The 10832-nt window shown below is 64.3% G+C and carries 10 protein-coding genes and 1 pseudogene; 8 read left to right on the top strand and 3 right to left on the bottom strand.

Translation table 11 applies throughout. The features are described 5' to 3' along the window. Positions 1–167: 167 nt before the first annotated feature. From YO9_RS0112185 to secA, 3 genes are all read left to right on the top strand, one after another. The gene (locus YO9_RS0112185) at positions 168–743 is read left to right on the top strand and encodes a ComF family protein (RefSeq protein ID WP_016997747.1); all 576 of its coding nucleotides are present in this window, start codon (positions 168–170) and stop codon (positions 741–743) included. An 82-nt stretch (positions 744–825) separates the two neighbouring features. Then, the gene (gene hpf / locus YO9_RS0112190) at positions 826–1518 is read left to right on the top strand and encodes a ribosome hibernation-promoting factor, HPF/YfiA family (protein ID WP_016997748.1); all 693 of its coding nucleotides are present in this window, start codon (positions 826–828) and stop codon (positions 1516–1518) included. A 163-nt stretch (positions 1519–1681) separates the two neighbouring features. Next, positions 1682–4747, top strand: coding sequence for a preprotein translocase subunit SecA (secA, locus tag YO9_RS0112195; protein ID WP_472973949.1), 3066 nt, complete (start codon positions 1682–1684; stop codon positions 4745–4747). Here the strand turns inward: secA and YO9_RS20120 are convergent. Further along, complete coding sequence (locus tag YO9_RS20120) at positions 4636–4995, bottom strand: Rv3235 family protein (protein ID WP_317259825.1); 360 nt, start codon at positions 4993–4995, stop codon at positions 4636–4638. The two genes, secA and YO9_RS20120, sit on opposite strands and share 112 nt — an antisense overlap. Beyond that, positions 4992–5759: a LysM peptidoglycan-binding domain-containing protein gene (locus YO9_RS0112200; protein WP_016997750.1), complete on the bottom strand. Its 768-nt coding sequence runs from the start codon at positions 5757–5759 to the stop codon at positions 4992–4994. Before YO9_RS0112200 ends, YO9_RS20120 begins: the two co-directional genes overlap by 4 nt. Before the next feature lie 269 nt (positions 5760–6028). Between YO9_RS0112200 and YO9_RS0112210 the strand changes: the two genes are divergently transcribed. After that, positions 6029–6670: a hypothetical protein gene (locus tag YO9_RS0112210; RefSeq protein ID WP_016997752.1), complete on the top strand. Its 642-nt coding sequence runs from the start codon at positions 6029–6031 to the stop codon at positions 6668–6670. A gap of 1 nt (position 6671) precedes the next feature. On the opposite strand, the gene YO9_RS0112215 is transcribed toward YO9_RS0112210, so the two are convergent. Then, on the bottom strand, positions 6672–6887 hold the full coding sequence (locus YO9_RS0112215; protein WP_016997753.1) for a helix-turn-helix domain-containing protein: 216 nt from the start codon (positions 6885–6887) through the stop codon (positions 6672–6674). Positions 6888–7115: 228 nt separating this feature from the next. Between YO9_RS0112215 and YO9_RS0112220 the strand changes: the two genes are divergently transcribed. The 4 genes and pseudogenes from YO9_RS0112220 (at position 7116) to YO9_RS0112230 (ending at position 10743) form a co-directional block, all read left to right on the top strand. Continuing rightward, on the top strand, positions 7116–7772 hold the full coding sequence (locus tag YO9_RS0112220; protein ID WP_016997754.1) for an SAF domain-containing protein: 657 nt from the start codon (positions 7116–7118) through the stop codon (positions 7770–7772). Then, positions 7769–8323, top strand: coding sequence for a hypothetical protein (locus YO9_RS18440; RefSeq protein ID WP_223286503.1), 555 nt, complete (start codon positions 7769–7771; stop codon positions 8321–8323). The genes YO9_RS0112220 and YO9_RS18440 overlap by 4 nt, the downstream gene beginning before the upstream one ends. A 187-nt stretch (positions 8324–8510) precedes the next feature. Further along, a complete protein-coding gene (locus tag YO9_RS0112225; protein ID WP_223286504.1) occupies positions 8511–9302 on the top strand; it encodes a CpaE/TadZ family protein in 792 nt (263 codons plus the stop codon). After that, a pseudogene (locus tag YO9_RS0112230) lies at positions 9197–10743 on the top strand (sensor histidine kinase). The gene YO9_RS0112225 and the pseudogene YO9_RS0112230 overlap by 106 nt, the downstream one beginning before the upstream one ends. Positions 10744–10832: the final 89 nt, after the last annotated feature.

The following is a 10832-nucleotide window of genomic DNA, read 5'->3' on the forward strand; positions in this document are numbered from 1 at the left end:
TGTGGAACTGGGCCGCGGCGGCGTCGGACGTGGTGCTGCCGTGAGTTGCGCGGTCTGCGAGGCACCGGGGACACGATGGTGCCGGGCTGTCGGTTGATGTTGCGCCGCTCCACGGTGCGTCCCGGCCGAGTGGCTGCCCCGCGTGCCTGGCGGCGGCCGAGGTCAGCGTGTGGGCTGCGGGTCCGTACGAGCATGAACTGGCCTCGTGCTTGCTGTCGTTCAAGAACGGTGGGCGCACGGATCTCGCTCCGACACTGGCCACCGTACTGACCGGAGTGCTGCTGCGGGCCGCCCAGGACGTGGCCCCGGCGTCTGGTCCGCTGCTGTGGGTGCCCGTGCCCACGTCCACGCGGGCTCGGTGGAAACGGTGGTTCGACCCGGTTCAGGAGGTGCTGTCGCGCGCTTCACTCCCGGCCGAGACTCGAATTCATACCGGCCTTGAGCACCGCCACCGGGCACCACTCGGGGCGAGTTCACAGAAAAGCTTGGATGTGGCCCATCGAGCGCGAGCCATCAAGGGAAGCATGCGCGCGGTGGGCGTGCGTGGTGCAACGTGTGTCGTGGTCGATGACGTCATGACCTCGGGCGCAACCGCGGCGGAGGCTGTCACGGTGCTGCGGGAGGCGGGTGCGTACGTGCCAGGAATCGTGGTTCTGGCTACCGTCCGAGCCGGGTGTTCACCGGGGGCTGATTCCACCACGACTGGGTCACATGTAAGTGAATTTCCCCACAGTTTGAACTAACGTTGGATTACGGGAACGGAACAAATGTATCCCGTGTGGGAGCAGCACTATCCCGCGTCATCCTCAAGATTTGGAGGGTCTCATGGAACTGAACGTCCAAGGACGAAACGTTGCGGTGCCGGAGCGATTCAAAGAATACGCGGAGAAGAAGAGCGAGCGTTTTGCGCAGCTCGGTGACAAGGTGCAGACCATCGAGGTCAAGGTCACCAAAGACAACGGAGTATCGGGACACCAAGGCATTCGCGTGGAGATCACGGTGATCGGCCGCGGCCCCGTGGTGCGTGCAGAGGCACGCAGCGACGACAAGTTCGCCGCTTTCGACGAGGCCTACGCCAAGCTGATCGAACAGCTTCGTCGGGCCCGTGACCGTCGCAAAATTCACCGCGGGGGACACCAACGCCCCATTGCGGTGCACGAGGCCACCGGTTCTCTGCCGGTACTGCCCAGTGAGGGACTTCCGGCTCCGGCCAGCGAGGAAGAACTCTCCGCCGCCGAGGATGAGGCCTTCAGCGATGAATACGCGCTGAGTGACACCCCCACCCCGGTGGAAATCCGTCGCAAGCGTTTCCCCGCTGACGAGCTCAGCGTGGACGAGGCCGTGGACCAGATGGAACTGGTCGGACACGACTTCTTCCTGTTCGTGGACAAAGAAACCCAGGAACCCTCCGCGGTGTACCGCCGCAAGGGCTGGGAGTACGGCGTGATCAGCCTCAGCAAGGACGGTACGGCCGCAGAAGAGCAGGCCCGCGCCTACCAGCCTCAGGCCAGCGTCTGAGAAGTTCAGTAACATCTGACGGTTCAACCGTTACCACCGGGCCCCGCGGCTTCCAGCCAGCGCGGGGCCCGGTGTTTTGCCGCACTATCCCGAGTTCATCCAGCCGGACTCACGTACACTGATCGGCGGTGCACCACCGTCCACAATTGAGGAGCGAACACACGTGGCGTCATTCCTGGAAAAAGTCCTTCGGACCGGGGATAAGCAGGTCCTGAAGCGACTGAGGTCCTACACGGACGCCGTGAACAGCCTCGAAGACAGCTTCAAGGCGCTCAGCGACGCCGAGCTGCGGGCTGAAACCGATGCGTTCAAAGCGCGCATCGAAGACGGCGAATCCTTGGACCGTTTGCTTCCGGAAGCCTTCGCGGCGGTGCGTGAAGCGGCGTCGCGAACCCTGGGGCAGCGACACTACGACGTCCAGCTCATGGGCGGAGCGGCACTGCACCTGGGCAACATCGCGGAAATGAAGACCGGTGAGGGCAAGACTCTCGTGGCCACCGCACCCGCCTACCTCAACGCTCTGAGCGGCAAGGGCGTGCACGTGGTCACGGTCAACGATTACCTGGCCGAGTACCAGGCGAACCTCATGGGCCGTGTGTTCCGTTTCTTGGGGCTGGACACCGGCGTGATCCTCGCCGGACAGGATCCGGCAACCCGCCGCGAGCAGTACGCCGCGGACATCACCTACGGCACCAACAACGAATTCGGTTTCGACTACCTGCGCGACAACATGGCCTGGAGCAAGGACGAGCTCGTCCAGCGCGGCCACCACTACACCATCGTGGATGAGGTGGACTCCATCCTCATCGACGAGGCCCGTACTCCGCTCATCATTTCCGGTCCCGCCTCTGGTGAAGCCAACCGCTGGTACAAGGAATTCGCCAAGATGGTCACCAACCTCAAGGCGGACACCGACTACGAAGTCGACGAGAAGAAGCGCACCGTGGGTGTGCTCGAGCCGGGTATCGAAAAGGTCGAGGACTACCTGGGCATCGACAACCTCTACGAGTCCCAGAACACCCCGCTGATCGGTTTCCTCAACAACGCGATCAAGGCCAAGGAACTGTTCCACGCGAACAAGGACTACATCGTGGCCCAGGGCGAGGTGCGGATCGTGGACGAGCACACCGGTCGTGTGCTCGCCGGGCGCCGCTACAACGAGGGCATCCACCAGGCCATCGAGGCGAAGGAGGGTGTGGAGATCAAGGCCGAGAACCAGACCATGGCCACGATCACCCTGCAGAACTACTTCCGCCTCTACGACAAGCTCTCCGGCATGACCGGTACCGCCCAGACCGAGGCCGCCGAGTTCATGAACACCTACGAGATCGGCGTGGTGCCCATTCCGCCCAACAAGGGCATGGCACGCATCGACCAGCGCGACCTGGTCTACAAGAACGAGGCCACCAAGTACGCCGCCGTGGTCCGCGACATCGAAGAGCGCCATGCCACGGGCCAACCAGTGCTCGTGGGTACGGCTTCCGTGGAGAAGTCCGAGTACCTCTCCAAACTGCTGGCCAAGCGCGGTGTGCGGCACGAGGTGCTCAACGCCAAGAACCACGCGCGTGAAGCAGCGATCGTCGCGCAGGCGGGTCGCAAGGGCTCCGTGACCGTGGCCACCAACATGGCCGGTCGCGGTACCGACATCATGCTGGGCGGAAACGCAGAATTCGACGCCGTCGAAGCCATGGAGCAGAAGGGGCTGGACCCCGAGCGCGACGCGGAGAAGTACGAGGCCGAGTGGCCCGCCGTTCTCGAGCACTACGAGAAGTCCACCAAGGCCGAGCACGAAGAAGTCATCGAACTGGGCGGCCTGTACGTGCTGGGCACCGAGCGTCACGAGTCCCGTCGTATCGATGATCAGCTGCGTGGCCGTTCGGGCCGTCAGGGCGACCCGGGTGAATCCCGCTTCTACCTGTCACTCGCGGACGACCTCATGCGCCTGTTCAACCCTGCCGTCGCGCAGCGCCTCATGGCGGTCGCGCCCGACGACGTTCCGGTCACCGGCCGCATGATCACCTCCGGCATTGCCAACGCGCAGAACCAGGTGGAGGGTCGTAACGCCGAGCAGCGGAAGAACGTGCTCAAATACGACGACGTGCTCAACCGTCAGCGCGAAGTGGTCTACCGCGACCGCCGTCGGATCCTCATGGGCGATGACATTGCCGAGCAGATCCAGCAGTTCGTGGAAGAGGTCATCACCACCGCGATCGAGGACCGCACCCGCGTGGGACACTCCGAGGACTGGGACCTGGACGGACTGTGGGAGGCCCTGCGGGAGCTGTACCCCATCACGCTGACCCAGAAGGAAATCATCGACGAGGCCGGTGGACGCCCCCGCCTGACCGCGGACTTCCTGACAGAGCAGATCCTCTCCGATGCCAAGCTGGTCTACCAGGAACGCGAAGACGAACTCGGCTCCGAGGCCATGCGCAACCTGGAGCGACGCGTGCTGCTTTCGGTGTTCGGTCGCCGCTGGCCTGAGCACCTCTACGAGATGGACTACCTCAAGGAGGGCATTGGCCTGCGTGCCATGGCCCAGCGTGACCCGCTGGTCGAGTACCAGCGTGAAGGCCATCAAATGTTCAAGGGCCTGATGGACACGATCCGCGAGGAAACCGTGGTCACCATGTACCACCTGGAAGTCCGGCGCCAGCGCACCGGGCAGGACGGTGGCGAGGTGGAGATGGCCCGACCGCAGCGTCCGGCGTTCCTGCAGTACTCCGCGCCGAACGAGGACGGCGAGCCGATGGCCCGTCTTGAGGCGAAGGACAATCACCAGACTCCGGTCGGTGAGGGTGCAGAGGCTGCCAAGGCGGCCGAGGGCACTGACGCCGCAGATGAGAGCTCCCAGCCGACCGAGAACCGCGCTCGACGTCGCGCCCGCAAGGGTGGCAGCTCCAAGAAGGTTCCCGCAAGTAGTTCTGGAAGTCGAACGAGGGCGGGCGGCACACATGATGTGTGCGCCCGCCCTCGTTCCGATTCGGGGATATGTGCGTCTCGGGGAGTCAAGGCGAGTAACGGCCCCTCATCCGACTTCAAGATGGACCACCCGCCATTGGCGGTTGATCCGTTCGATCCTGAGGGCAACGGCCCTGGCCCTGGTCGATTCCTCGATCACCACGGAGGCCTCGTAGCACTCGGCGCGGGGGAGCAGACCCGAACCCTGCGCACGCGAGGGGCCTTATGGACCTCGAAGAGTGATGCGCGATCCCGGTACTGCTCCTGAACCAAGCGGAGCATCGCCGCGCGCTGTTCAAAGCGTTCCACCACGTCCGGGGTGGTCCATCGAGCCAGTTGCGAGGCGGGGCGCGTACCGCCGAGAATCTCGACGGCGGCCTGGGCAAGACTCCTGGCCATGGCCGTCACGCGTTCCAGATCGTTCTTATGGGTCAATCCTGCGCGAGACGTGTCCGCCCGCCAGGTGTATCCGCCCGAAGGAGGTTGGGGTGCGGAAATTGATGTGGCGACACTCATGACGAGGCTCCTTCGGTGGGCAATGCGCTGGCGGGTATTTCAAGCAGATGCGGTGGAACCTGCAACTGGTCCCCGGGGCGGATGAGATCTCCGCCGGATTCGAGGTCGTTGTGCTCCAGCCACGTGGTCGTTTGCGCGGCGATCTGGGCCGGGGTGGCCTGCGGCCCCAGAAACTGCCCGGTGATGTCCCACAGGGTGTCGCCCTGAATGACGGTCAAGGTCGAGTCGGCCACGCGATGCGGCGCGGGAACGGCATCGGGTGCGGGCAAAGGCGCGGCGAGGTCGGCAGACCCGGTTGCAGAGGCCGCGGGGCCGGCGGCAGCGGGAATGTCAGAGACAGCCGGGGACGGCGAGGTGTTGTGGGACCCGGACTGCTCAGCGCGGGGCGGCGCTTGTTCGGGAGTCGCCTCCGAGGTTGTCTCAGAAGACGGCCCGGACGCGTCATCCGATGGAACCTCCACAGATGCTGCCGGCTCGCTGTGGTCGACCTGGCTGACACCGTTCTCGGAATCCGACCAAAACGGGTTGACAGGTTCGGTCGCATGGGCCGCGGAGACGGTCACCAGGTGGATTCCGACCACGGCGCCCACGGTCCGAACGATGAGTCGCGGGGTGAGCCGAGTGGCCCAACGCTCCATGCGTTGCCACTCCAGCCGACGTGCCACAGCGGCACACGCGAGCATCAGCATGCCGCCGAACCACCAGGCCGCCAAGAGTACACCTGCCACGGCGGCTGTGAGAGCGACGGCGAGATCCGCATTCATGGAAGTCAGGCCGTCACGGTACCGCTCCAGCAGGTCCATCCGAGTGTGATGAGCACACCCGACATGAGCGGGATGATCCAGGCGGTCAGCGCGAACTCAACGCGAGGTGCCATGGCTCCCGTCTCAGAATGTTGAGCTCGTTTCATGGCTCCGGACCCCTAATCATGTCGTTTGATATCATTTGGTGATGTTTAGATCATTCAGGGGGAAGTGATGAACGTCAAGCATGGATGTGTGTGCATGAAAAACATGCGTCACATTCGGATGCCGTGCAGCGTGATGTACTGATTCGACACGGCGGCCTCGCTCAGGGGTCGCCGGATCGGGATCATCAGGGGGAGACCGTGCGCTGGGATGAACTCTTTGCGGACATGGAAGCGCAGCTGGCGCAGGCCGAGCAACGCAGTGTGGAACTCGAAGCGGCGGAAACGGCCAGGGCGGAACTGTCGCGGCTCACGCTGGCCGAACGACTTTCGGCTCACCGGAATCACACGGTGCGCTTGCTACCTGCGCACGGCGATGTGCTCGAGGGGGAGCTGACCGATATCGGCGCAGGCTGGGCCGTCGTCCGGGAACGGTACTTCCAGCACCTGGTGCCCTTGCATTCCGTGGTGTGGTGGGAGGGTCTGCACCGCCGCTTTGAAATCATCAACGAGCGCGCGGTGCTGCGAAAACTGGGGATGGGGCATGTCCTCCGTGCGCTGGCGGCGTCCCGGGCGCACGTTCGAGTACTGCTGCTGGACCCGTCATCGCGAGGCGATCTGGAAGGCACCTTGGACGCGGTGGGTCACGACTTCTTCGACCTGGCCTTGCACCCTGACGACCAATTTCGACGCCGCGCGGCGGTCAAGGCCGTACGGACGGTGCCTTTCGGGTCGGTCGCGTTGATTTCCTCGCCGGATAAGGCATGAGTCAGCCGATCGATCCTTCGCGCACGGCCTGCTCGGTGCGCTCGTATCCCTTCTGGATGTATTCCTCGAGCTTCTGCGTCTCAACGCGCCACTGACCACGCCCGCCCACCTGAATCGCAGGCAGTTCGCCCGAACGAACCATGGCGCGCGCCTGTGCCACCGAGATCGACAGGATCTCGGAAACATCCGACAGCGTGAGAAAACGTTGCTGCGCCATGGAACGGTTCGCCTCATCTCAAGTGATTTGATGCAGTTTGATGACGTCCAGTGTCCCACGGATCGTTGAGAAGCGGCAGGTTATGCACAGACATGGTCCGTACTGACGGGTCGCACACCTCAAGATGTCCACATGTTTCGCAACCTGATTTCCTCCGGTGCGATTCACAGTGCACACTCATGAAGGATTCGGTGGGGGCCGGATCACTCCGGGGGAAGGGAACATTCCATGTCCAGCGATTCGCAGCACGACTCTGCAACTGCCCAGCGGTTCAAGAAACCGACGTGGCGTGACCCTCGACTGATGGTCGGGTTGTTGCTCGTGCTCACGTCCATCGTGGCCGTGGTCCTACTCATTTCGGCGTTGAATCGCACGGAACCCTATTACGTGGCCGCGCAGGATTTGTCAGTGGGGCAGCGCGTCACACAGGACGATCTGGTGCCGGTGGACGTCAGGCTGCAGGACGCTTCACAGCAATACGTGTCCGCGGAAACGGATCTGAAGGACAACGATGTCCTGGTGCAGCGCGTTCCCAAGGGGCAGCTGGTTCCGACCAACGCCGTGGGCACGGCGGACGAGCTGGATCGCAGCCCGGTGGGTATTGCTCTGGAAACACCCTTGCCTGCAGAGGCTCGAGCCGGCTCGCGCGTAGATGTGTGGGTCGCCGATCAGAAGGCCTCCGGACGGGGCTACGAGAAACCTCGCAAACTGGTACCCGGTGCGGAAATCTCCAAGATCGACACCACCAATTCAGCACTGGGGAGTTCCACCGGCACCACGGTGCACGTGCTCGCCACACCGGCTCAGGTCGAACCGCTCGTTGATGCCTTGGGGAACAGCGCCAAGGTCACCCTGGTGCTGAACCCCACCGGTGGTGACTCGTGAGCATCTCGGTAGTGACCCTGGGCACGGACACGTGGCCGCTGGTCGACCAGATTGAGAGGCAGCACGGCTCCGTAACCGTGGTCCGGAGGTGCCTGGACCTCTCCGAACTTCTCGCGTGCGCTCACACGGGGATGGCACGGGTGGCGCTGATCGCCGACGGCGCGGAGGAACTGACGGCAAGCTTGCTGGAACAGCTGACTCTCAGCTCAGTGCGGGTACTGGTGCTCGCCGGTCACGATGAGAACCGCCTGGCCGCACTCGGCGTCACGATCGTTCCGGCCGGAGCCACCGGGGATGACGTCACCGAACTCATCGAGGAAGTGTGGATTCTCCCGATCCCGTGGCCTCCCACCGCGGCCATTCCCATCCGGACGATCACCCCCGTGCCGCGGCGGATTCCGACCGGACTCGGCAAGCATCCGACGAACCAACCACGCGTGACCGGGAGCCACAACCCGCGGAGCAGAAAACGTCGCCGAAACGTCAACCCGGTCGGATCATCACCGTGTGGGGACCCATGGGAGCGCCGGGCCGGACCCTTACCGCCTTGAACGTGGCGGTCGAACTGGCGCTGAATGGCTCCAAGGTTCTGCTGGTCGATGCGGACACCTATGCGGCCTCCGTTGCCGCGAGCCTGGGCATGCTCGAGGAAGCCGCCGGCTTGGCGCAGGCCTGCCGTCTGGCGGATCAGGCAGACTCGATTCCGACGGACTGCGCCGCTGCGCCACGCGCGTCTCGGTGGCGGGCAGCTCGGTGGACGTGCTCACGGGACTCACACGCCATGACCGATGGCCGGAAGTCCGCGCCGCAGCCCTGGAAACTGTGCTGCTGCACGCCCGGAATGCCTATGAGGCGGTCGTTGTCGACACATCCTTCAGCCTGGAATCCGACGAGGAGATCAGCTTGGACACGGTCGCTCCGCGCCGCAATGCGGCCACACTGAGCGCGTGCGCGATGGCGGACACAATGATCGTGCTGGGAGCCGCGGACGCTCTGGGCATTCCGCGGTTGGTCAAGACCCTGCCCGATCTGACAGAGGTCGCACCTACGGCACAGTTACTCGTGGTCATCAACAAACTCCGCAAGGCCTCCGTGGGGCGTTCGAGCACGGATTCCGTGACTGAAGCGTGGGCCCGTTTCTCACCGGGTCACGGGATCGATTCGACGCTCGACTGGGATCCCGCGGCGTGCGACGAAGCGCTGCTGGCAGGGGCCGTTCTCGCCGAGTCTGCGGCCAATAGTGCCCTGCGGCAACAAATCGCGCGGCTGGCCGTGCGCGCGCTGAGTCCCCAGGCGACGTCGTCGAGGAATCGTCCTCACCCGGGACGGCACCGGGGACTAGGCTGGGACAACGAATGGGCGCGTGGTTGCGCCGTTGAAGTCCCCCTGAGAGTGAGTGACCTGCCGTGGCGTTTACGGATCCCCTGCGTTCCATCGAGGATTTTGACGCCGGTGATGCCGAATGGCTGCACTTGCTGGTGGGGGACTGGCAGCTCGTGGCTGATCTGGGTTTCGCGGACCTGCTGCTGAGTTTTCCCAAGCAGGTGATCTCGGCCGAGGACAGCCCCACGGGTACGGCCATTCCTGCCCCGGATAGCGACTTCACGGTGTTGGCGCACGCTCGCCCCACCACGGGGCCTACCGTTTTTCACAAGGACATGGTGGGCGAGACGATTCCCGCGTCCGACGTCGCCCCGTTGCGTTCGGCGTGGGTCGACCAGCGGATCGAACGCTTCAAGCTCGAGGCAACCGAGGTTCAGCCCGCGGAGTCCATCCTGGTGGTTCCGTTGGTGCGTAATCAGCGCACCATTGCGGTGGTCAGCATGACCCTGGATCAACATTTCGGACGACCGATGTCCCAGATGGAGACCGTTTACCGGGAAACCGCGGAGGACCTGTTGCGCATGGCCAACGAGGCACATGGCCCGATTTTGCCGTGCGCAGCGATTCACGCCGTGGCGCACCTCGCGTGGGTGACGGCATGATGCGCCTTGACGCGGACGGTCGGGTCGCGTTCTGCTCGCCCAACGGTCTCTCCACGTTTCGCAGGCTGGGCCACGAAGGCGAGGTGACCGGCGCGAACCTCGTCTCGATCGCGCGGAGTCTGGATGTGCGCGGCAACGGTGTGGACGAAACAATTGCTCCCGTACTGGCCGGAACCATGCCGTGGCGCGGTGAGTTGGAGGCCGGCAACGTCTCCGTGACCCTCCGTGCGATTCCCCTGCGCCAGGGAACCTCCCGCACCGGGGCTCTGTTGCTATGCCGGGACGTGACGGAACTTCGGCGCCGGGACCTGCAGCTGGTCTCCAAGGACGCCACCATCCGCGAGATCCATCACCGGGTGAAGAACAACTTGCAGACTGTTTCGGCCTTGCTGCGGCTGCAGTCCCGGCGCATGACCTCGGACGAGGCGAAGCACGGGTTGCAGCAAGCCATGCGGCGCGTGAGTTCGATTGCCCGCGTGCACGAATCCCTGTCCCTCGACATTTCGGAGGACGTCGACTTCGACGAGCTGATCAGGCACCAGGTGAAGCTCGCGGTGGAAACGGCCTCGTCCACGCAAACCGTGCGCACGGAGGTACACGGTGAGTTCGGCATGCTGCCGTCCAAGTGCGCGACCTCCATGGCGCTGGTCATCAACGAGGTGGCTGCCAATGCGGTGCAGCACGGTCTCAAGGACCGGGACGGCACCGTGTCACTCGTGGTGGACCGTCTGCCGGACATCTTCAACGACGACGGTGACGTGCGCCGCGTCATCGAAGTGACCGTGAGCGATGACGGTTGGGGCATGGGGGACACCGTGATCGAAGAATCAGGTGCCAGCGCCTTCCGCCAGGCCGGCGAGGGCGAGGGGCTGGGCATGCAAATCGTGCGCACCCTGGTGGCCAGTGAGCTCGAAGGCAAGATTCGCTGGCAGCCGCGCGAGGGCGGCGGCACCAGCGTGGTGATTCAGGCCCAGTTCGCGGTCTGAGCCACTCGCGCCCCCGAGGTCACACCGGGCACGTGGCCGAGATCAACGCGGCTGGCGGAGTGGATCAACCTGGGTACGACAGAGCCCCC

It is taken from the genome of Kocuria atrinae C3-8, from assembly GCF_000286355.1.
Taxonomy (GTDB): domain Bacteria; phylum Actinomycetota; class Actinomycetes; order Actinomycetales; family Micrococcaceae; genus Kocuria; species Kocuria atrinae_A.

Bases quoted from the DNA above. Each gene is read 5' to 3' on its own strand.
- hpf (WP_016997748.1), top strand. From the start codon at position 826: ATGGAACTGAACGTCCAAGGACGAAACGTTGCGGTGCCGGAGCGATTC.
- YO9_RS20120 (WP_317259825.1), bottom strand. From the start codon at position 4,995: ATGAGTGTCGCCACATCAATTTCCGCACCCCAACCTCCTTCGGGCGGA.
- YO9_RS0112200 (WP_016997750.1), bottom strand. From the start codon at position 5,759: ATGAATGCGGATCTCGCCGTCGCTCTCACAGCCGCCGTGGCAGGTGTA.
- YO9_RS0112215 (WP_016997753.1), bottom strand. From the start codon at position 6,887: ATGGCGCAGCAACGTTTTCTCACGCTGTCGGATGTTTCCGAGATCCTG.
- YO9_RS0112220 (WP_016997754.1), top strand. From the start codon at position 7,116: ATGTCCAGCGATTCGCAGCACGACTCTGCAACTGCCCAGCGGTTCAAG.